The following is a 21,106-nucleotide window of genomic DNA, read 5'->3' as shown; positions in this document are numbered from 1 at the left end:
TCATGACGTGTCCGACGCGACGTCGATGAGCTCCGCGGCCCACGTCTACAAGAAGCTCGTGCCGCAGCCCGTGCGCTCGGCCGCCGCCACCACCGTGCCGGTCCGCGTCCGGCGCAAGGTCAAGCGCGGCCTCGCCCGCACCCTCGGCCGGCGCGAGGCCCTGCTGCACCGGCGCGCCCTGCGACGGGTCCGCAAGGGACGGTTCGGGCACTCCGAACGCCGCACCACGGCACCCGACGGCCGGATCGGCCACGTCCACACCGGACTGACCGCCGACCTCGCCCGCCGGCTCGACCACGACCTGGTCACCCATGCCCTCGACGCCGCCGACATCCCCTGGTTCGCGGTGCCCGCCCTCGACGACCGCCGCATCTGCCTCGCCGTCGGACAGCGCGACAAGGGCGCCGTACGCCGGGCCCTGCGCGCGCTGCTGGAGGAGCACACCGGCTACGTCGTCTCCGTCTCGCCCGCCCACGCCGACACCCGGGACGTCCCCGGCAGCCACCTCAAGGCCTGGAAGCACTTCGGCAAGTCCCGGGTGGTCCGCCTCACCTGGCTGCGCACCGAACCGACCGAGAACCTCTGGGTCGGCGAGGACGAGGGCGTGGAGATCGAGTTCTGGACGACCAACACCGACCTGCCCGCCGAACGGCTCGTCGGCCCGCGCCCCAACCGCGTCCAGCGCGCCGTGCCCGCCGACGCGCCGGGCATCGAGATCGGCCTCGACCGGCTCTGCGGCTACCTCGACGACGACGGCGCCCTGGAGCCGACGATCACGCTGGAGCACTTCGACATCCCCCGCCTGGAGGAGATCACCTTCCCGGTCGACGCCGTCGTCCTCTGGCAGCACCCCACCCCCTGGGGCGAGGAACTCCTGCGCGCCGCCCTGCGGTCGCTGCACCAGTACGCGCCCTGGGTCGACGTCGTCCACGTCGTCGCGCAGGCCCCCGTCCCCGCCTGGCTCGGCGGCGACGACCGGCTCACCGTCGTCCCCGCCCGGCCCGGCGCCGAATGGTCCCTGCACCGGCTGCCCGACCTCGCGGACGCCTTCCTGCTGCTGCGCCCCGGAGCCGTACTGGGCCGCCCCACCAGGCCGTTCGACTACTTCACGCCGACCGGCGCCACCCGGCCCCGCCGCGGGCCCTGGACCGCCGAGGAGTCCTTCAGCCCCTGGGCGCACGCCGCCCACGCGGCCACCGGACGCGTCACCGCCCACGGCTACGCCGAGGGCCCCCAGCCCTACAGCCGCGAGGCGCTGGACCTCCTCGCCCGCGGCGGCACCCGGCCCGTGCCGCTCACCGACGGCCAGCTGGCGCCCGTCGTCCCGGGCACGCACCCCCTGGACGGCCTGGTCCACCACGTCGGCCACGTCGCCGGCCTCGCCGACCCCTCCGGCGAGGCGTCCATGGCGCTGCACGCCGCGCTGCCCGGCCTCGGCAACCACCTGGAACGCCTGCTGGTGCGCCGCGACACCCGGCAGATCCAGCTGTTCGGCCTCGGCAGCGAACCGGCACTCGCCCGGGGCGGCACCGACGCCGTCCTCCACTTCCTGCGCCGTTACTTCCCCGTCGCGAGCGTCTTCGAGCGCGGGACCACCGAGGAGCCGGACAACCACTCGTGAGCACTGGGAATCCCGAGGCGACCGCTGCGGTCGGGATGTACCGCAGCCTGGTCCCCGCCGGCCTCAGACGCCGGATCGCCCGCCGGGTGCCGATCGGCCTGCGCACGCTGCTCAAGCAACTGCTGCGCCGGCTCACCTCGTTCACCCTCGGCGCCCGCCTGCTGCGCGCCGTGCGCGCCCGGCGCCGCTGGCCCCAGCTGTTCCGCGACGGGGACCGGCTCGCCGCCCTCGCCGGGCACGGCGCGCAGATCGCGCTGGTGCGGCCCACCGTGTCCCCGCTGGGCCTGCGCGAGGCCAACCTCGAACTGATGGTCACCCTGCTGGAGGCCGCCGGCGTCGACTACTTCGCGATCCGCGGCGACTCCGACTTCCGCTCCTGCCTCGCGATCGCCGAGTCCGACCGGGACCGCGTCGGCCAGGTCCTCGAGCGGTGCGCCGACAACGCGCCCGTCTACTTGACCGCCTGCCACGGCGACACGGCCGTCGGCCGCCGTGCCCTGTGCGGCTCGCCCCGCGCCCGGCGGCTCGCCCGCGAGTCCGCCGTGCTGCGCGTCGGCATGGTGTGGAGCGACCCGGCCGGCTCCCTCGTCCTCGGCCTCGAACACGGCTGCGACCTGGAGTTCTGGCGCCCTCAGGACGGCCGCCTCGTCGCACCCCGCCGCAACCGCGTCACCGAGGACGTCGCCCTCGACGAACCCCGCGTCACCCTCCCGATCAGCAGGCTCACCGGCTTCGCCGCCCTGCACACCCGGCGCACCCGCGCCGTGCGCACCATCCGGCCGTGCGCCGACCCGCTGCCCGAGGACGTGCGCTTCCCGGTCGACGTCGTCTACACCTGGGTCGACGGCAACGACCCCGCCTGGCAGCTGAGGCGCGGCCGGTACGACGGCGCCTACCACAGCGAGTCCGCCAACGCCGCCCGCTACATCAGCCGCGACGAACTGCGCTACTCGCTGCGCGCCCTCGAACAGAACGCCCCCTGGGTGCGCCACGTCTACCTGGTGACGGACCGACAGCGCCCCGCCTGGCTCAACGACGCCCACCCCCGCATCACGGTCGTGGACCACGCGGAGATCTTCCGCGAACCGCAGGCGCTGCCCACCTTCAACTCGCACGCCATCGAGAGCCAGCTCCACCACATCGACGGCCTCGCCGAGCACTTCCTCTACTTCAACGACGACATGTTCCTGGGCCGCCCCGTCACCCCGCAGGACTTCTTCCTGTCCAACGGCATGACCCGCACCTTCTTCTCACCGTCCCAGGTGCCCCGCCGGCACCTCACCCTCGGCGACCGTCCCGTCGACGCCGCCGGCAAGAACAACCGGCAGCTGCTGCTGGACAACTTCGGCACCGCCATCGTGCAGAAACTGCGGCACGCGCCGTACGCCCTGCGCCGCAGCGTCCTGGAGGAGATCGAGAAGGAGTACGCCGACGCCCACCGGCGGACCTCGCTCAGCCGGTTCCGCAGCGCGACCGACATCTCCATCCCGTCGTCGCTGTACCACTACTACGCGTACCTCACGGGCCGCGCCGTCCCCTCCGACATCAGCTTCGCCTACCTGGACCTCGCCAGGCCCGAGATCCAGCGCCGGCTCGGCATCCTGCTGGCCCGGCGCGACCGGCAGGCGTTCTGCATCAACGACACGCTCTCCGACGGTCACGACGTCGACCGGCAGACGGCCATGCTCGCCCGCTTCCTGCGGGCGTACTACCCGGTGCCGAGCCCCTTCGAGCGGAAGGAGCACGAGATCCGGTGAAGATCTCCTTCCTCATCAACAACGTCTACGGCATCGGCGGCACCAACCGCACGGTCATCAACCTCGCGGAAGCGCTCTCCGTCCACCACGACGTGGAGATCGTGTCCGTCTTCCGCCGGGCGAACACGACGAAGTTCACCATCTCCCCGCGCGTCACCGTCCGCGCCCTCGTCGACCTGCGCCCCGGCTCCGCCGACCGCGGCGCCGCGGGCAGCGACGAGCCGAGCGAGGTCGTCCCGCGCCAGGAGGAGTTCTACGCCCAGTACAGCAGGTTCACCGACGGCCGGATCATCCGCGACCTGGCGAAGTCGGACGCCGACGTCGTCGTCGGCACCCGCCCCAGCCTCAACCTGTTCGTCGCCGCCCACGCGCGTGACGGCGCCCTGCGCGTCGCCCAGGAACACATGACGCACCTCGCCATCCCGCCCGCGGTGCGCGAGGAGATGGCCCGGGTCTACCCCCGGCTCGACGCGATCACCACCGTCACCGAGGCCGACGCCCGCTCCTTCCTGGAGAACACCCCGATCCCCGGCATCCCCGTGGTCGGCATCCCCAACAGCGTGCCCCGGCCCGCCGTGCCGCCCTCGGACTGCACGCGGAAGGTCGTCGTCAGCGCCGGCCGCATGCACCACATCAAGCGGTACGACCTGCTGATCCGCGCCTTCGCCCGGCTCGCCCCCGACTTCCCCGACTGGCAGTTGCGCATCTACGGCGACGGCGGCGAGGCGGGCAAGCTGCGCACCCTCGTCACCGAACTCGGCCTCACCGGACGGGCGTTGCTGATGGGCGGCTTCTCGCCGATCGAGTCCGAGTGGGCCAAGGGATCCATCGCGGCCGTCACCTCCAGCGCCGAGTCCTTCGGCATGACCCTGGTCGAGGCCATGCGCTGCGGCCTGCCCGTCGTCTCGACCGACTGCCCCGTAGGCCCCCGCGAGATCCTCACCGACGGCGAGGACGGGTTCCTCGTGCCCAACGGGGACGTGGCGGGCATCGCCCACGGCCTGCGCCGGCTCATGGCCGACGAGCACCTGCGCCGCCTCATGGGAACCACCGCGCTGCACAACGCCGTCCGGTACGACCCGGCGGCCGTCGCCGACCGCTACGTCGAGCTCTTCGAGGACGCCGCCCGCCGCCGCGCCGCCGCCGTCCGCGGCTACCGCGCCCCGGCCGGCCCCCGCGGCAGGGCCGCCGCTCAGACCACCGTGCCGCCGGTGTCGCTCGGCGCGGCCACCGTCGACGTCACGGCCGACGACGCAGGCTGGCTGCGGCTGAGCGCGGACGGGCCCGGCGAGGGCCGGCACCGCTGGCAGTTCGTCCTCCGGCACCGGGCCACCGACGGCGCCGCCCGCCCCGACGTGCCGCTGCGCACCGTACGCAAACCGCTGGAGAACGGCGGCACCCGCTACACCGCCGCCGTCACCCCCTCCGCCCTCGGCGAACTCGGCGACGGCCGCTGGCAGGTCGCGATGGGCTCGCCGAAGTCCGGGACCGTGCACATGAAGGCCGGCATCCGCGACACCAGGGCCCTCATCGACGCCCGCCGGCGCCTGCTCGCCAAGCCGTCGTCGGAGCCGATCGGCTGGAACCTGCCCTACGCGCAGCCCAACGGCCGGCTCATGCTGCGCACCGTGCTCCGCGAGCAGCACGCCGAGTGCGTCGCCGTCCAGGTCACCGACACCGGCATCGCCGTCGAGGCAGTCCTGCACGGCGACGCCCTGCTGCGGCCCGGCGCGCTGTTCGTGGTCAGCCGGCGCGGGCGGCACCCGGCCGACTTCACCGTGCCCGTACGGCTGCTGGGATCCCGGTGGTTCCGGGCCGAGGCACCCGTGCGCCAGGTCGTCGACCACCGCCTGGAGCGCTGGGAGGACTGGGACTGGTGGCTCCGGCCCGACCCGGACCAGCGCCGCAAGATCCGCGTGTGCCACCTGCTGGAGGACTTCCCCGACGTCAAGGGCGCCTACGCCTACCCGCCGGTGCCGCTCGTCGGCGACGAGACCTCCGCGCACGCCGTGGTCCACCCGATGCGGCCGGTGTGGGTGCGGCCGTACTGCTCGGCCTCGGGAGCCATGGCCATGAACGTGGTCGACCGATAGGGATGGATGAGAAGTGAACCGGACGATATTCGTGCTCGGGGACTCCGTCCCTGCCCCGCGGACCGAGGAAGAGGCCCCCATGGCGGGCTGGGGCCAGAAGATCGAGGACCTCCTGATCGGCCCCGTCGAGGTCGCCAACTACGCCCGCAGCGCCATGACGACGCGCAAGTACTTCACCGAGCGCTTCCCGGCGATGCTCAACCGCATGAAGCGCGGCGACATCGTGCTGATCGGCTTCGGCTGCGTCGACCACATGATCCACAACGGCACGCGGTACGTCCCGGTCGCCGAATACCAGGAGCTGCTGCGGCTGTTCGTGACGTACGTGCACCAGGAGGGCGGAGTCCCCGTCCTGGTCACGCCCGTGGCGCGGTACGCCTTCTCCGGCACCGGCGAGGTGCTCAACACCATGGGCGGCCACCCGCGGGCCATGCTGGAGGTCGCCGCCCGGCTCGGCGCGCCGGTGATCGACCTGACCAGCCGCAGCACCGAACTGTGGGCCGAGATCGGCCCGATGCGGCTGCGCCAGTACTTCTGCTGGACGGACGCCGGTGAGCACCCCCTCCACCCCGACGGCACCGTCGACTCCACCCACCTCAGCCACACCGGCGCGTTCGAGGTGGCCCGCATCGTGGTGGCCGGCCTGTGCAACCTCGGGGTCCTCGACAAGACCGACGTGAACGTGCCGCTGCTCATGGAGCCGCCCACGCTGCCGCCGGTGTCCGCCGAGTTCACCGTGCAGGCGCCCGACGCGGCGCTGTACGCCCAGCCCGTCGGCGAGGCCCCGGAGGTCACGAAGCCGGGCGCGGGCGGACTGGCCGGCCCGATGGTGAAGTTCACCGGCGTCGCCGCCCCCGGCACGACCTACCTGCTCTTCTTCGAGCAGGGGCAGTACCTCGGCGGCACCGGCGTGGGCAGCGCCGGGCAGTGGATCTGGCGCCGGTCGGTGAACTGGACGGCGGGGGAGCACGTGGTGAGTTGCGTGGGGCTGCGCGGCGACGGCTGCTCACCCGTCCGCGAGGTCCGCTTCACGGTGCTGACCGACGTGGCGCCGCCCGTGGTCACCGGCCCCGCCGAGGGCGCCTTCTCCGGTCCGCGCCCGCGTTTCTCCGGGAAGGCACAGCCCGGCGTGACCAAGATCGTGCTCATGGAGCGGGGCGTGCTCATCGGGGCGACCGGGGTGAGCGACAGCGGCGAGTGGGCGTTCACGCACGCCCACCCCTGGCGCCCGGGCACCCACACCGTGGACGTCGTCTCCTTGTTCGGCGCGGCCGAGTCGGCGCCGACCTCCCGTACCTTCAAGGTCGTGGGCATCCCGGAGGACAGCCCGATCCGGAGCCTCGGGGCCTCCCGCCACGCGTGCGGAGACATCTGTGAACACCGGCCGTTCAGCGGCGACTGGTAGGCGGGAGGCGGCCGGGGACGCCCGCCGGACGGCGCCGCGGACGGCGGCCGGGGTGCTCGTCCTCGCGGCGGGCCTGCTCGTCGCGTCCCTCGCCGCGCCGGGGGAGAGGGACCTCGACGCCCGACGGGACCTCCACGTGCTCCAGTACAACCTGTGCGGCGCGGCGGCCGCCTGCCCCTGGAACGCGGGCGGTTCGGGACCCGGCACGTCCGTGGCCCGGCTGGTGCGGGAGGTCGTGCGCCTCGCACCGGACGTCGTCACCGTCAACGAGATCTGCCTGACCCAGTACCGGGCGCTGAAGGACCGACTCGCCGCCTCCGGGCGCCCGATGGACGGCACGTACGCCTCCTCGCAGGACAACGTGCCGGCCTGCGGGGCGTCCGGCCGGTTCGGCGCGGCGGTCCTCAGCCGCGAGGACGTGCCCGACGGCCGCCACCACCCGTTCACGCACACCGGCGCCGAGACCTACACCAACGGCGGCCGGACCGTCCGGGTCCGCAGGGGAGTCCTGTGCGCCGACACCCGGTTCGCCGGGGAACGCCTCGTCGCCTGCACGGCCCACACCTACTCCGGCGTCCCCGAGCAGCTCCAGGAGATCGCGGACCGCACGGCCGGCGTCCCGCCCGACGTCCCCGTGGTCCTCGCGGGCGACCTGAACGTGCCGCCCGGCGCCCCCGCCCTCGCCCCGCTCACCCACCGGTTCACGGAGGCCGACGGAACCGACGCGGAGCCCACGGCCGGCGGCCGGAAGATCGACTACGTCTTCGCCGCGCGGCGCCACTTCACCGCGGCGGAGGCGACGGTCCACCGGTACCCCGAGTCCGACCACGCCCTGCTGCACGGCCGGTTCACCGCGACGGCCGGCCGGCGCACCGGGCGGGGCTGAACACGGAGCAGGGCCCCCGCCGAGGCGAGGGCCCTGCTCCGCACCACCGTGCGCTACGCCGGGACCGACGCCACGCCCTGCTCCAGGAACCGCTTGCCGTTCACCCGCTCCGACACGCCCTCACGGTCCAGGTACGGCGTGATGCCGCCCAGGTGGAAGGGCCAGCCGGCGCCCGTGATCAGGCACAGGTCGATGTCCTGGGCCTCGGCGACGACGCCCTCGTCGAGCATCAGGCCGATCTCCTGCGCCACGGCGTCCAGGACGCGGGCGCGGACCTGCTCCTCCGTCAGCACCGTGTCGCCCTGCTTCAGCAGCGCGGCGACCTCCGGGTCCAGCTCCGGCTTGCCGCTGTCGTAGACGTAGAAGCCGCGCTTGCCCGCCTCGACGACCGCCTTGAGGTTCGGGGAGACCGTGAAGCGGTCCGGGAACGCCTTGTTGAGCGTCTCCGAGACGTGCAGGCCGATCGCCGGGCCGACCAGCTCCAGCAGCACCAGCGGGGACATCGGCAGACCGAGCGGCTCGATGGCCTTCTCCGCGGTCTCGACCGGGGTGCCCTCGTCGATGACGTTCTGGATCTCGCCCATGAAGCGGGTGAGGATGCGGTTGACGACGAACGCCGGGGCGTCCTTCGTCAGGACGGCCGTCTTCTTCAGCTTCTTGGCGACGGCGAAGGCCGTGGCCAGGGACGCGTCGTCGGTCTTCTCGCCGCGGACGATCTCCAGCAGCGGCAGCACGGCGACCGGGTTGAAGAAGTGGAAGCCGACGACCCGCTCGGGGTTCTTCAGCTTCGACGCCATCTGGGACACCGACAGGGAGGAGGTGTTCGTCGCGAGGATCGCGTGCGCCGGGGCGACGGCCTCGACCTCGGCGAACACCTGCTGCTTGACGCCCATCTCCTCGAACACGGCCTCGATGACGAAGTCCGCGTCGGCGAAGCCCTCGGCCTTGTCCAGGACACCGGTCACGAGCGCCTTGAGGCGGTTGGCCTTGTCCTGGTTGATCCGGCCCTTGCCGAGCAGCTTGTCGATCTCGGCGTGGACGTAGCCCACACCCTTGTCGATGCGCTCCTGGTCGATGTCCGTGAGGACGACCGGGACCTCCAGGCGGCGCAGGAACAGCAGCGCCAGCTGCGAGGCCATCAGACCGGCGCCGACCACACCGACCTTGGTGACCGGGCGGGCCAGGTTCTTGTCCGGGGCGCCCGCCGGGCGCTTGCCGCGCTTCTGCACCAGGTTGAACGCGTAGATGCCGGCGCGCAGTTCACCGCCCATGATCAGGTCGGCGAGCGCCTGGTCCTCGGCGTCGTAGCCCTGCTGGAGGTCGCCGTTCTTGGCGGCGGCGATGATGTCGAGGGCGCGGTAGGCGGCCGGGGCCGCGCCGTGCACCTTGGAGTCCGCGATGAAGCGGCCCGTGGCGACGGCCTGGTCCCAGGCCTCGCCGCGGTCGATCACCGGGCGCTCGACCTCGATCTCGCCCTTGAGGACGGACGCCGTCCAGATCAGCGACTGCTCCAGGAAGTCGGCGCCCTCGAAGATCGCGTCGGCGATCCCGAGCTCGTACACCTGCTTGCCCTTGAGCTGCTTGTTCTGGTTGAGGCTGTTCTCGATGACGACCTTGACGGCCTTCTCGGCGCCGATCAGGTTCGGCAGCAGCGTGCAGCCGCCCCAGCCGGGGACGAGACCGAGGAAGACCTCGGGCAGCGAGAACGCGGCGATGGCCGTGGACACCGTGCGGTAGGTGCAGTGCAGGCCGACCTCGACGCCGCCGCCCATGGCCGCGCCGTTGTAGTAGGCGAACGTCGGCACCGCGAGGGCCGACAGCCGCTTGAAGACGTCGTGGCCGCCCTTGCCGATGGCCAGCGCGTCCTTGTGCTCCTTCAGCAGCTCGACACCCTTGAGGTCGGCGCCGACCGCGAAGATGAACGGCTTGCCGGTGATGCCGACACCGACGATCTCGCCGGCCGCGGCCTCCTTCTCGACCTGGTCGATCGCGGTGTTCAGGTTCGCGAGCGACTGCGGGCCGAAGGTGGTCGGCTTGGTGTGGTCGTGACCGTTGTCCAGGGTGATCAGGGCGAAACGGCCCGCGCCCAGGGGGAGGTCGAAGTGGCGCACGTGCGCCTGCGTGACGACCTCGTCGGGGAACAGCTCGGCCGCGCCCTTCAGGAGTTCAGCGGTGGTGCTCACTTGTTGCCTCCGTCGAAGTGCGGGTTCTCCCAGATGACCGTCGCGCCCATGCCGAAGCCGACGCACATGGTGGTCAGGCCGTAGCGGACGTGCGGCTGCTCCTCGAACTGGCGGGCCAGCTGCGTCATCAGGCGGACGCCGGAGGAGGCCAGCGGGTGGCCGAACGCGATGGCGCCGCCGTACTGGTTGACGCGCTCGTCGTCGTCGGCGATGCCGTAGTGCTCCAGGAAGGCCAGCACCTGCACGGCGAAGGCCTCGTTGATCTCGAACAGGCCGATGTCGGAGATCGACAGGCCCGCCTGCGCCAGGGCCTTCTCGGTGGCCGGGATCGGGCCGTAGCCCATGACCTCCGGCTCGACGCCCGCGAAGGAGTAGGAGACCAGGCGCATCTTGACCGGGAGGCCGTTCTCCCGGGCGAAGTCCTCGGAGGCGATGAGCGAGGCGGTGGCGCCGTCGTTCAGACCGGCCGCGTTGCCCGCGGTGACCCGGCCGTGCACACGGAACGGCGTCTTCAGGCCCTGGAGGTTCTCCAGCGTGGTGCCCGGACGCATCGGCTCGTCGGCGGTGACCAGGCCCCAGCCCGTCTCACCGGCCTCGGCGTTCGTACGGCGCACCGAGACCGGCACCAGGTCGGCCTGGATCTTGCCGTTGGCGTACGCCTTGGCGGCCTTCTCCTGCGAGCGCACCGCGTACTCGTCGGCGCGCAGCTTGGTGATCTGCGGGTACCGGTCGTGCAGGTTCTCCGCGGTCATGCCCATGAACAGGGCCGACTCGTCGACCAGCTTCTCGGACACGAACCGCGGGTTCGGGTCGACGCCCTCGCCCATCGGGTGGCGGCCCATGTGCTCGACACCGCCCGCGATGGCGACGTCGTACGCGCCGAACGCGACGGAGCCGGCCACCGTGGTGACGGCGGTCAGCGCGCCCGCGCACATGCGGTCGATGGAGTAGCCCGGCACGGACTGCGGCAGGCCCGCGAGGATGCCGGCGGTGCGGCCGATGGTCAGGCCCTGGTCACCGATCTGCGTGGTCGCGGCGATGGCGACCTCGTCGACCTTCTTCGGGTCCAGTCCGGGGTTGCGGCGCAGCAGCTCCCGGATCGCCTTCACGACAAGGTCGTCGGCACGGGTCTCGTGGTAGATGCCCTTCGGGCCCGCCTTGCCGAACGGGGTGCGGACGCCGTCGACGAAGACGACGTCCCTGACGGTACGAGGCACGATGGCTCTCCTCCAGGGTGCTGGGTGGCACTGCTGCGATGCGCTGAGCGCGCGCTCAGTCACATGCTACTTGTGGGTAACGTAGCTGCCCAGTCCCCCCGCCCCAAGCGGCGAACGTCACACCGCCGGGCGGACCGCCGAGTCGCCCGGCCGTCGAACCGTTCGCGGATCTTGGCGCGATCTCGACGTCGCCGTTCCGCTTCCGGGCCGCATTCTCCGGCCCCTTCCCGTTCCTGCAGCTTCCTGCACCGCTTCGGCTTCGGTGCGGCGGCGGGCGCGGTATCCCCGGGCCGTGCTCACGCCGACTCGGTCAGCGCCGTGACCAGTACCGGCGTCACCTGCTCCACCTGCCAGGGCCGCGCGCCGTGGCCCGCGAGCGCCGCGCCCACCGACTCCGCGTCGATGACGGCCGGCGGCTCCCAGCACACCCGCCGCACCGTGTCCGGCGTGATCAGGTTCTCCTGCGGCATGTTCAGCTCCTCGGCCAGCGCCGTCACCGCGGCCCGCGCCGCCGACAGCCGCGCGGCGGCCTGCGGGTCCTTGTCGGCCCACGCCCGCGGCGGCGGGGGCCCGGTCACGGGCTGCCCCGGCTGCGGCAGCTGCGCCTCGGTCAGCGACTTGGCGCGGTCCACCGCGGCCTGCCACTGCTCCAGCTGGCGCCGCCCCATGCGGTTGCCGAAGCCGTTCAGCGCCGCGAGGGCGTGCACGTTCGCCGGCAGCGCCAGCGCGGCCTCGACGATCGCCGCGTCCCCGAGCACCTTGCCCGGCGACACGTCCCGGCGCTGGGCGATGCGGTCCCGGGTCTGCCACAGCTCGCGCACCACGGCGAGCTGCCGCCGGCGCCGCACCTTGTGCATGCCGGACGTGCGCCGCCAGGGGTCCTTGCGCGGCTCGGGCGGCGGCGCCGAGGCGATCGCGTCGAACTCCTGCCGGGCCCAGTCCAGCTTGCCCTGCCGGTCCAGCTCCTTCTCCAGCGCGTCACGCAGGTCGACGAGCAGTTCGACGTCGAGCGCGGCGTAGCGCAGCCAGGGCTCCGGCAGCGGCCGGGTCGACCAGTCGACGGCCGAGTGGCCCTTCTCCAGGACGTAGCCGAGGACGTTCTCCACCATCGCGCCGAGGCCGACCCGCGGGAACCCGGCGAGCCGTCCGGCGAGCTCGGTGTCGAACAGCCGGGTGGGCATCATCCCTATCTCGCGCAGGCACGGCAGGTCCTGCGTGGCGGCGTGCAGCACCCACTCCACGCCGGACAGGGCCTCGCCGAGGCCGGACAGGTCGGGGCAGGCGACGGGGTCGATCAGCGCGGTGCCGGCGCCCTCACGGCGCAGCTGCACGAGGTAGGCGCGCTGGCCGTAGCGGTAGCCGGAGGCGCGCTCGGCGTCGACGGCGACAGGGCCGGACCCGGCGGCGAACGCGGCGACGACCTCGGCGAGGGCGGCGTCGTCCGCGACCACGGGGGGAATGCCCTCACGGGGTTCGAGCAAGGGGATCGGCGCCTCCGTAGCAGAAGATCCGTCGTCGTCCGGAGGAGCGCCTCCGGTGGTTCGCAGTGAACTGTCTGCTGCGGTTTCGTGGGCGTCGGTCACATGTCAAGAGTATCCGTGCGCGGAAGGCGCCCGCGGAGGGAACGTTCCCTCCGCGGGCGCCGCGGGGTCGTAAACAGGACAGCTCAGGGACGGATCGCGTTCACGGCGTCGTGGTCCGCGTGGGGTAGGGCGGGACGTGGGCGGTCAGTGGATGATGCCGGTGCGCAGGGCCACCGCGACCATGCCGGCGCGGTCGCCCGTGCCGAGCTTGCGGGCGATGCGGGCCAGGTGGCTCTTGACGGTCAGGGCGGACAGGCCCATGGAGACGCCGATCGCCTTGTTCGACTGGCCCTCCGCGACCAGGCGCAGCACCTCGACCTCGCGGCCGGACAGTTCGCGGTAGCCGCCCGGGTGGCTCGGGGCACCCGGGGGGCGGCGGTGCAGGCGGGCGGCGGCGGCGCCGATGGGGGCGGCGCCGGGTCGGGTGGGGAGCCCGATGTTGGTGCGGGTGCCGGTGACGACGTAGCCCTTCACACCGCCCGCGAGGGCGTTGCGCACGGCGCCGATGTCGTCGGCCGCGGAGAGGGCGAGGCCGTTGGGCCAGCCCGCGGCACGGGTCTCGGACAGCAGGGTGAGGCCGGAACCGTCCGGCAGGTGGACGTCGGCGACGCAGATGTCGCGGGGGTTGCCGATGCGGGGACGAGCCTCCGCGACGGACGAGGCCTCGATGACGTCACGGACACCGAGCGCCCACAGGTGGCGGGTGACGGTGGAGCGGACGCGGGGGTCGGCCACGACCACCATGGCGGTCGGCTTGTTCGGGCGGTAGGCGACCAGGCTTGCGGGCTGCTCGAGGAGAACGGACACCAGGCCTCCTGGGGTGCGGGACGGGGCCGGCTCGTGGGGGTGTAGCCGGTACGAACCGTGCTTTCAAGGTCACAGTCGTCTTCGGCAGCAAACCTCTGGGCCTTTAGAGAATGATCACGATCTGGTGAGTAACAATCCGTGCAATTCGGACACGCGATCGATCATTCGAAGACCGAACGGTTTCGGTCCGCGTCGCAACGCGTCCGAAAGTGGCCGTATCGACAAAGTGACGGTTCGTGAGCCGGGCGCGAAGGAGCGCCGGGGCGAGGCAAAACGAAAGGGCGTACGAGGCGGTACCGACCGCCCCGTACGCCCGCGGCGTACTCAGGAAGGGATCACGTCGACTGCGGCCCCCTGCGCTGCGGCAGCGTCACCACCGACGCATCGCCCGGACCGGCCGGCGGCAGCCCCGCGACCTGCGCCAGCAGATCGCACCAGGACGCCAGGTGCGCCCCGGTGTCCGGCACCCCGCCCAGCCCCTCACGGGGCGTCCAGGACGCCCGGATCTCGATCTGCGACGCCGGCGGCCGCGCCGAGAGACCGCCGAAGTAGTGCGAACTCGCCCGCGTCACCGTGCCGCTCGGCTCGCCGTACGTCAGCCCGCGCGCCTGCAGCGCCCCGGTCAGCCACGACCAGCACACCTCCGGCAGCAGCGGATCCGCCGCCATCTCCGGCTCCAGCTCCGCGCGCACCAGCGTCACCAGCCGGAACGTCCCCCGCCAGGCGTCGTGCCCGGCCGGGTCGTACAGCAGCACCAGGCGCCCGTCCGCCAGGTCCTGGTCGCCGTCCACGACCGCCGCCTCCAGCGCGTACGTGTACGGCGCGAGACGCTGCGGCGGGCGCGTCGGCTCCACCTCCACCTGCGGTCGCAGCCGCGCCGCCCGCAACGCGTCCACGGCCGCCCTGAAGGGCAACGGGGCGGCGGCCGCCTGCCGGTCGCCCTCCCCGGCCTGCTCCGCGACTTTCGAGTCCTTGGTGTCCTTCGGGTCCTTGGGTTCGTCCATTCCGCCAGTGCCGTCCGACAGTCGTCCCTGAGCCGCAGCCATGCGGGGAAGATTAAGGGGAACGGGGGCTCCGCGCAGGGCAAGACACCCGGTGGCGTGATGTACGTGATGTACAAAGCGGCCGAAGCGGCCGCCCGGACGCCCGTGGCCGCTCCCGTTCCGGGGCCGTGGGAGACTTTCCGTCGTGAGTGCCAACGGAAGCCCCACGGGCAAGCAGCCGACAGCGACGTACGAGTCAGCCTTCCTCAAGGCGTGCAGGCGCGAGCCCGTGCCGCACACTCCGGTCTGGTTCATGCGGCAGGCCGGGCGCTCCCTGCCGGAGTACCGCAAGGTCCGCGAGGGCATCGGGATGCTCGACTCCTGCATGCGGCCCGACCTGGTCACCGAGATCACCCTCCAGCCGGTGCGCCGGCACGGCGTGGACGCGGCGATCTTCTTCAGCGACATCGTCGTCCCGCTCAAGGCGATCGGCGTCGATCTCGACATCAAGCCCGGCGTCGGCCCCGTCGTCGAGCGGCCGGTCCGCACCCGCGCCGACCTCGACCGGCTGCGCGACCTCACCCCGGACGACGTCTCCTACGTCACCGAGGCCGTCGGCATGCTGACCCGCGAGCTGGGGGCCACGCCCCTCATCGGCTTCGCGGGCGCCCCGTTCACCCTCGCCAGCTACCTCGTCGAGGGCGGCCCCTCCCGCACCTACGAGAACGCCAAGGCCATGATGTACGGCGACCCCGAGCTGTGGGCCGACCTGCTCGACCGCCTCTCCGACATCACGGCGGCCTTCCTCAAGGTGCAGATCGAAGCCGGCGCGAGCGCGGTCCAGCTGTTCGACTCGTGGGCCGGCGCGCTCGCCCCCGCCGACTACCGGCGCTCCGTGATGCCCGCCTCCGCGAAGGTGTTCCGCGCCGTCGAGGCGTACGGCGTGCCGCGCATCCACTTCGGCGTCGGCACCGGCGAGCTGCTCGGCCTGATGGGCGAGGCCGGCGCGGACGTCGTGGGCGTCGACTGGCGCGTCCCGCTCGACGAGGCCGCCCGCCGCGTCGGCCCCGGCAAGGCGCTCCAGGGCAACCTCGACCCGACCGTGCTGTTCGCGGGCCGCGAGGCCGTCGAGGCCAAGACCGAGGAGGTCCTCCGCAGCGCCGCCGGTCTCGAGGGCCACGTCTTCAACCTCGGCCACGGCGTGATGCCGTCCACCGACCCGGACGCGCTGACCCGTCTCGTGGAGCACGTGCACACCAGCACCGCCCGCTGACCCCGCACCGCACGCCGACCCGCGCCGCCCGCCCGCCGGTTCACCACGGGTGACGGGGCCGCGCCCGCCTGCCGAACAGCAGGCCGGGCGGCTCCGGGGGCGGCGTGGTGCCCGGCCGCAGCGGCAGCGCGATCAGCAGGCCGACGACGAAACCGGCGACGTGCGCCGCGTACGCCACCGTGCCCGCGGCGGACACGCCCGCGCCGGACGAGTACAGCGCCTGGAGCACGAACCACAGACCCAGCACGATCCAGGCGGGCAGCCGCAGCGGCAGGAAGACCAGGAACGGCACCAGCACCCACACCCTGGCCCGCGGATACAGCACCAGATAGGCGCCCAGCACCCCGGCGATCGCCCCGGACGCGCCGATCAGCGGGTCGCCGGAACCGTCGTTCAGCAGCGCGAAGCCGTACGACGCCGCGTAGCCGCACACCAGGTAGAACAGCAGGAACCTCAGGTGGCCCATGCGGTCCTCGATGTTGTTGCCGAAGATCCACAGGAACAGCATGTTGCCCAGCAGGTGCAGCCAGCCGCCGTGCAGGAACATCGCCGTGAGGACGCTCAGCTCCGGCGACTTGTCGTAGCCCGGCGGGCCCACCACGCAGCCGGGCCCCCGCGGGCCCACGCCCACCTCGCCCGTGGGCACCAGGCGCGGCATGTGATGGTGGATCAGCTCGCGCGGCACCACCGCGTACCGGTCCAGGAACTCCTGGAGGTGGCACAGCTGCGCCAGGCTGCTCTCGCCCGTCAGCGAGCCGACGACGCCAGGAGTGAACACGAACACCAGGATGTTCGCCACGAGCAGCGCGTACGTCACCCACGGGGTGCGCCGCGCCGGATTCACGTCATGGACCGGGATGACCACACCCCACTAGTGCCCGTGTCGCCGCCGGCGAATCGGCGCCGGCGCTGAACGCGTCCGTACGGGTGTCCGTATGTCTCCTCAACCGCCCGCGGCACGGGGAAGGCGGTCGCGGCGACGACGTGAGGACAGGCGATGAACGACCGAGGTACTCCCACGATGCACGCCCTGCCCGACGGAGAGGCGGAGCTCACGCTCGTGGTGCGCCTGCCCTGGGAGGACGTCGCCCGGCTCGGCCAGGATGCCGCGCGGCTGGCGTCCCAGACGCAGCGCCCGGTGACGCTGGACGAGGCGGTGAGCCACCGCCTGCGCTCGGCGCGGACCGCCGCCCACGCCCGGCCCGCCGGCGAGCAGCCGGCCGCCGCCTCCGCCCCGGCGTCGGTGTCGTCGCTGCCGCCGAGGCCACCGGCGGAACAGGCCCGGCAGGCGATCGAACGCATCAACGGCACGGCGGCGCAGTCGGGTTGATGCCGCCCGGCCGCGCCGGTCCTACCGGCCGCCGTCCTGGATGCGCTTCGCCGCCTTGCGGGCCGCCACCAGCACCGGGTCCCACACCGGCGAGAACGGCGGGGCGTACCCCAGGTCCAGGGCCGTCATCTGTTCCACCGTCATCCGGGCGGTGAGGGCGACCGCCGCGACGTCGACGCGCTTGGCGGCGCCCTCGCGGCCCACGATCTGCACGCCGAGGAGCACGCCCGTGCGCTGCTCGGCGAGCATCTTCACCGTCATCGGCGAGGCGTTCGGGTAGTAGCCCGCGCGGCTCGTCGACTCGATGGTGACCGCCTCGAAACACAGACCCACGCGGCGGGCGTCCTTCTCCCGCAGGCCCGTACGCGCGATCTCCAGGTCGCACACCTTGCTCACTGCCGTGCCCACCACGCCCGGGAACGTGGCGTAGCCGCCGCCCACGTTGGTGCCGATGACCTGACCGTGCTTGTTGGCGTGCGTGCCGAGCGCGATGTGCCGCTCCTGCCCGGACACCAGGTCCAGGACCTCCACGCAGTCGCCGCCCGACCAAATGTTCTCCCGTCCGCGCACCCGCATCGCACGGTCCGTCAGCAGCCCGCCGTGCGCGCCCAGCGGCAGTCCGGCCGCCGCCGCGAGCGACGTCTCCGGGCGCACGCCGATGCCGAGGACCACCACGTCCGCCGGGTACTCGGCGTCCGCCGTGGCCACCGCGCGCGCCCGGCCGTCCCCGTCGAGGAGGATCCCGGTGACCTCGGCGTCGTTCACCATCGTGATGCCGAGGCCCTCCATCGCCTCGTGCACCAGCCGGCCCATGTCCGGGTCCAGCGTCGACATCGGCTCCGAGCCCCGGTTGACGACCGTCACCTCGTAGCCGCGGTCGATGAGCGCCTCCGCCATCTCCACGCCGATGTAGCCCGCGCCGACGACGACCGCGCGACGGCCACGCGCGCGTGTGAGCGTGTCCAGCAGCGCCTGCCCGTCGTCCAGCGTCTGCACCCCGTGCACACCCGGCGCGTCCACGCCGGGCAGGTCCGGACGGACCGGCCGGGCCCCGGTGGCGATCACGAGCTTGTCGTACGACGTCCAGGACTCGCCGCCGGAGTCCACGTCACGCGCGCGTACCCGCCCGCCCGCCACGTCGATCTCCGTGACCTCCGTCCGCATCCGCAGGTCGATGTCCCGCGCGCGGTGCTCCTCGGGCGTACGGGCGATCAGTTGGTCCCGCCCGGGGACGTGACCGCCCACCCAGTACGGGATGCCGCACGCCGAGTAGGAGGTGAAGTGGCCGCGTTCGAACGCCACGATCTCCAGCTCGTCGGGGCCCTTCAGCCGGCGCGCCTGCGACGCCGCGGACATCCCCGCGGCGTCGGCGCCGATCACGACCAGACGTTCTCTCGTACCCCTCGCACGGCTCATGACCATGCGAACACGCTACGGGAGAAGGACATGTCATTCCGCGCGACGGCGCGGCAGCCTCGGCCGCACCAGCCGCAGCCACACCAGGGCGAGCAGCGCCACCGCCGCGGCGAACGGCAGCACCGCGCCGACCGCCACCACGATCCAGCGCAGCGTCGTCACGAACGCGCCCCAGCCGCCCGCGAGCGCGTCCACGAAACCGGGCTCGTCGTCCTTCGCCGCCCGCTTCACCGGCCGCTCCGAGAGCGACAGGGTGACGGTGGCGAGGCTCGTGCGGTCCTTCAGCGACGCCTGCCGGGCGAGCAGCGACTCCAGATCGGCCTGCCGGGCGCCCAGTTCGCCCTCCAGCGTCACCACGTCGCTCAGCTTCGTGGCCCGTTCCATCAGCTCCCTGATCCGCGCCACACTCGCGCGCTGCGACGCGATCCGGCTGTCCACGTCCACGACCTGGTCGGTGACGTCCTGCGCCTTCGCCGTCCGCTCCAGGAGCCTGCCCGCGCCCTCCAGCTCGGCGAGGACCGCCTCGTACCGGTCGACGGGCACCCGCAGCACGACCCGCGTGTGCTCGTGGCCCCCGTCGTGGGTGGTGGTCTCGCTGCCGACGTAACCGCCCGCGTCCCCGGCGGTGGCCCGCGCCTCCTCCAGCGCCTTCGGCACGTCCTCGACCTGCACCGAGACGGTCGCGGTCCGGATGACGCGGCTCGGGTTCGCCGGGGCCTTCGGCGCCTCGCCCGCCGCGGCGCCGTCGGCCCGGGAGCCGGCGCCCGGCGCGCCCTCCTTGGCGTCGGCCCGCGAGCCGGCCTCCCCGACGGCGGCCTTGTCGGCGCTGCTGCCGCCGCTGTCGGCGGCGCCGCCGCATCCGGTGAGCGCGAGGCCGGCGGCCAGCAGCACCCCGGCCAGGGCCCGGACCGGTCGGGTGGAACGTCGTGCGTGCATGGCAAGCCCCCAGGGTCGTGAACCGACTGACGCTCCTACGACGCCGCGAGACCCCCGGACGTTGGCGCGGAACGGTTCCGAACGGGTCACGGTCGGGACTCGGGCCGAGGGCGGTGCGGCCCGCGTGGCCGTCGGTGCCGTTTGAGAAGGTGGAGCCATGAGCGGATCACCTACGGGCGCCGGAGAGGTCGTCGTCGTCGGGGCCGGCATCGCCGGTCTCGCCGCCGCCCACCGGCTGCTGGAGCGCGGGGCGCGGGTCACCGTGCTGGAGGCCTCGGAGCGCGTCGGCGGCAAGCTGCTGCCCGGCGAGATCGCGGGCGTCCGCGTCGACCTGGGTGCCGAGTCGATGCTGGCGCGCCGCCCCGAGGCCGTGGACCTCGCCCGCGAGGTGGGCCTCGCCGACCGGCTGACCCCGCCGGCCACCGCGACGGCCTCGATCTGGACCCGCGGCGCCCTGCGCCCCATGCCCAAGGGCCACGTCATGGGCGTGCCCGGCAGCGCCGCCGCCCTCGCCGGCGTCCTGTCCGACGAAGGGCTCGCCCGGATCGAGCGGGACGCCGACCTGCCGCGCACCGAGGTCGGCGACGACGTGGCCGTCGGCGCCTACGTGGCGGCCAGGCTCGGCCGCGAGGTCGTCGACCGCCTCGTGGAACCGCTCCTCGGCGGGGTGTACGCGGGCGACGCCTACCGCATCTCGATGCGCTCGGCCGTCCCGCAGCTGTACCGGGCCGCGCGCACGCACACCTCGCTCACCGAGGGCGTGCGCGAGATCCAGGCGAAGGCCGCGGCGAATCAGCGGACCGGACCGGTGTTCATGGGCATCGAGGGCGGCGTGGGAAGCCTGCCGCTCGCCGTCGCCGACGCGGTACGGGCCCGCGGCGGCGAGATCCTCGCCGGCACGCGCGTGACGCGGCTGCGGCGCGCGGCCGACGCCGGGTGGCGGATCACCGCCGGGGACCGGGAGCTGCGCGCCGACGCCGTGGTCGTGGCCGTGCCCGCCCCCGCCGCCGCCGCGCTGCTGCGCGAGGAGGCACCGGCCGCCGCGGCCGAGCTGACCGCCGTCGAGTACGCCTCGATGGCCCTGATCACCCTCGCCTACCGCCGCGCGGACGCCGGCCTGCCCGAGGGCAGCGGCTTCCTCGTGCCGCCCGTCGACGGACGCACCATCAAGGCGTCCACGTTCGCCTCCCGCAAGTGGGGCTGGATCGCCGACGAGGACCCGGACCTGCTCGTGCTGCGCACCTCCGTCGGCCGGTACGGCGAGACGGAGATCCTCGGCCGCGACGACGCCGCACTGGTGGCCGTCTCGCGGCACGACCTGCGCGAGGCCACCGGCCTCACCGCCGACCCGGTCGCCACCCGCGTCACCCGCTGGACGGACGGCCTGCCCCAGTACCCCGTCGGCCACCACGCGCGCGTGGCCCGCGTCCGCGCCCACGTCGCGCGGCTCCCCGGCCTCGCCGTGTGCGGCGCGGTGTACGACGGCGTCGGCATCCCCGCCTGCGTCGCGAGCGCCAACGCGGCCGCCGACCAGATCCTCGGCGACCCGCGCGCTGTGCAGGAGCTCACCGCCAACCCGGTGCAGAGCCTGCACGGAGGAGCGGGAGAATGAGGGC

At 73.3% G+C, this 21,106-nt stretch carries 16 protein-coding genes; 8 read left to right on the top strand and 8 right to left on the bottom strand.

The features are described 5' to 3' along the window. The first annotated feature begins 7 nt into the window (after positions 1 to 7). From ACZ7D7_RS19710 to ACZ7D7_RS19690, 5 genes are read left to right on the top strand one after another with little or no spacing between them, the layout of a single operon-like run. Positions 8 to 1,621, top strand: coding sequence for a sugar phosphotransferase (locus tag ACZ7D7_RS19710; protein ID WP_470825760.1), 1,614 nt, complete (start codon positions 8 to 10; stop codon positions 1,619 to 1,621). Beyond that, a complete protein-coding gene (locus tag ACZ7D7_RS19705; RefSeq protein ID WP_470825758.1) occupies positions 1,618 to 3,378 on the top strand; it encodes a stealth family protein in 1,761 nt (586 codons plus the stop codon). The genes ACZ7D7_RS19710 and ACZ7D7_RS19705 overlap by 4 nt, the downstream gene beginning before the upstream one ends. Beyond that, entirely contained in the window at positions 3,375 to 5,471 is a 2,097-nt protein-coding gene (locus tag ACZ7D7_RS19700; protein WP_470825756.1) for a glycosyltransferase family 4 protein, read from the top strand. The genes ACZ7D7_RS19705 and ACZ7D7_RS19700 overlap by 4 nt, the downstream gene beginning before the upstream one ends. A 13-nt stretch (positions 5,472 to 5,484) precedes the next feature. Next, positions 5,485 to 6,876, top strand: coding sequence for a GDSL-type esterase/lipase family protein (locus ACZ7D7_RS19695; RefSeq protein WP_470825755.1), 1,392 nt, complete (start codon positions 5,485 to 5,487; stop codon positions 6,874 to 6,876). Further along, a complete protein-coding gene (locus tag ACZ7D7_RS19690; protein WP_470825753.1) occupies positions 6,845 to 7,762 on the top strand; it encodes an endonuclease/exonuclease/phosphatase family protein in 918 nt (305 codons plus the stop codon). The genes ACZ7D7_RS19695 and ACZ7D7_RS19690 overlap by 32 nt, the downstream gene beginning before the upstream one ends. Before the next feature lie 53 nt (positions 7,763 to 7,815). Here ACZ7D7_RS19690 and ACZ7D7_RS19685 read toward each other — a convergent pair whose 3' ends face one another. The 5 genes from ACZ7D7_RS19685 to ACZ7D7_RS19665 form a co-directional block, all read right to left on the bottom strand. After that, positions 7,816 to 9,945, bottom strand: a complete 2,130-nt coding sequence (locus ACZ7D7_RS19685) for a 3-hydroxyacyl-CoA dehydrogenase NAD-binding domain-containing protein (RefSeq protein WP_470825751.1) — start codon at positions 9,943 to 9,945, stop codon at positions 7,816 to 7,818. Continuing rightward, positions 9,942 to 11,162, bottom strand: a complete 1,221-nt coding sequence (locus ACZ7D7_RS19680) for a thiolase family protein (RefSeq protein ID WP_470825749.1) — start codon at positions 11,160 to 11,162, stop codon at positions 9,942 to 9,944. Before ACZ7D7_RS19680 ends, ACZ7D7_RS19685 begins: the two co-directional genes overlap by 4 nt. Positions 11,163 to 11,458: 296 nt before the next feature. Continuing rightward, positions 11,459 to 12,745, bottom strand: a complete 1,287-nt coding sequence (locus tag ACZ7D7_RS19675; protein WP_470825747.1) for an HRDC domain-containing protein — start codon at positions 12,743 to 12,745, stop codon at positions 11,459 to 11,461. 144 nt (positions 12,746 to 12,889) lie between these two features. Further along, positions 12,890 to 13,552, bottom strand: coding sequence for a response regulator transcription factor (locus ACZ7D7_RS19670; RefSeq protein ID WP_030249151.1), 663 nt, complete (start codon positions 13,550 to 13,552; stop codon positions 12,890 to 12,892). A gap of 335 nt (positions 13,553 to 13,887) precedes the next feature. Further along, complete coding sequence (locus ACZ7D7_RS19665; RefSeq protein WP_470825744.1) at positions 13,888 to 14,598, bottom strand: DUF3000 domain-containing protein; 711 nt, start codon at positions 14,596 to 14,598, stop codon at positions 13,888 to 13,890. 142 nt (positions 14,599 to 14,740) lie between these two features. Here ACZ7D7_RS19665 and hemE point away from each other — a divergent pair, with 142 nt between their 5' ends. Beyond that, entirely contained in the window at positions 14,741 to 15,808 is a 1,068-nt protein-coding gene (gene hemE / locus ACZ7D7_RS19660; protein ID WP_470825742.1) for a uroporphyrinogen decarboxylase, read from the top strand. A 40-nt stretch (positions 15,809 to 15,848) separates the two neighbouring features. Here the strand turns inward: hemE and ACZ7D7_RS19655 are convergent, their stop codons facing one another. Further along, positions 15,849 to 16,673 (bottom strand): rhomboid family intramembrane serine protease, encoded by an 825-nt coding sequence (locus tag ACZ7D7_RS19655; RefSeq protein WP_470825740.1) that lies wholly within the window; start codon positions 16,671 to 16,673, stop codon positions 15,849 to 15,851. Between the two features lie 132 nt (positions 16,674 to 16,805). On the opposite strand from ACZ7D7_RS19655, the gene ACZ7D7_RS19650 reads away from it, so the two are divergent. Continuing rightward, positions 16,806 to 17,138 (top strand): hypothetical protein, encoded by a 333-nt coding sequence (locus ACZ7D7_RS19650; RefSeq protein WP_470825739.1) that lies wholly within the window; start codon positions 16,806 to 16,808, stop codon positions 17,136 to 17,138. A 21-nt stretch (positions 17,139 to 17,159) separates the two neighbouring features. On the opposite strand, the gene ACZ7D7_RS19645 is transcribed toward ACZ7D7_RS19650, so the two are convergent. Together ACZ7D7_RS19645 and ACZ7D7_RS19640 are read right to left on the bottom strand one after the other, a co-directional pair. Further along, complete coding sequence (locus ACZ7D7_RS19645; protein ID WP_470825738.1) at positions 17,160 to 18,560, bottom strand: FAD-dependent oxidoreductase; 1,401 nt, start codon at positions 18,558 to 18,560, stop codon at positions 17,160 to 17,162. A gap of 27 nt (positions 18,561 to 18,587) precedes the next feature. After that, complete coding sequence (locus ACZ7D7_RS19640; protein ID WP_470825737.1) at positions 18,588 to 19,490, bottom strand: DUF4349 domain-containing protein; 903 nt, start codon at positions 19,488 to 19,490, stop codon at positions 18,588 to 18,590. Positions 19,491 to 19,647: 157 nt separating this feature from the next. On the opposite strand from ACZ7D7_RS19640, the gene hemG reads away from it, so the two are divergent. Beyond that, positions 19,648 to 21,102 carry a protoporphyrinogen oxidase gene (gene hemG, locus ACZ7D7_RS19635; RefSeq protein ID WP_470825736.1) on the top strand — a complete coding sequence of 485 codons (1,455 nt, stop codon included), beginning with the start codon at positions 19,648 to 19,650 and terminating at the stop codon, positions 21,100 to 21,102. The last annotated feature ends 4 nt before the right edge of the window (positions 21,103 to 21,106 follow it).

Source organism: Streptomyces sp. NPDC037054 (genome assembly GCF_055606745.1).
This window is presented reverse-complemented; position numbering and strand designations above follow the sequence as displayed.

Excerpts from the sequence above, each read along its gene's own strand:
- ACZ7D7_RS19665 (WP_470825744.1), bottom strand. The coding sequence starts at position 14,598 with ATGGCTGCGGCTCAGGGACGACTGTCGGACGGCACTGGCGGAATGGAC.
- ACZ7D7_RS19650 (WP_470825739.1), top strand. The coding sequence starts at position 16,806 with ATGAACGACCGAGGTACTCCCACGATGCACGCCCTGCCCGACGGAGAG.
- ACZ7D7_RS19645 (WP_470825738.1), bottom strand. The coding sequence starts at position 18,560 with ATGGTCATGAGCCGTGCGAGGGGTACGAGAGAACGTCTGGTCGTGATC.
- ACZ7D7_RS19640 (WP_470825737.1), bottom strand. The coding sequence starts at position 19,490 with ATGCACGCACGACGTTCCACCCGACCGGTCCGGGCCCTGGCCGGGGTG.
- hemG (WP_470825736.1), top strand. The coding sequence starts at position 19,648 with ATGAGCGGATCACCTACGGGCGCCGGAGAGGTCGTCGTCGTCGGGGCC.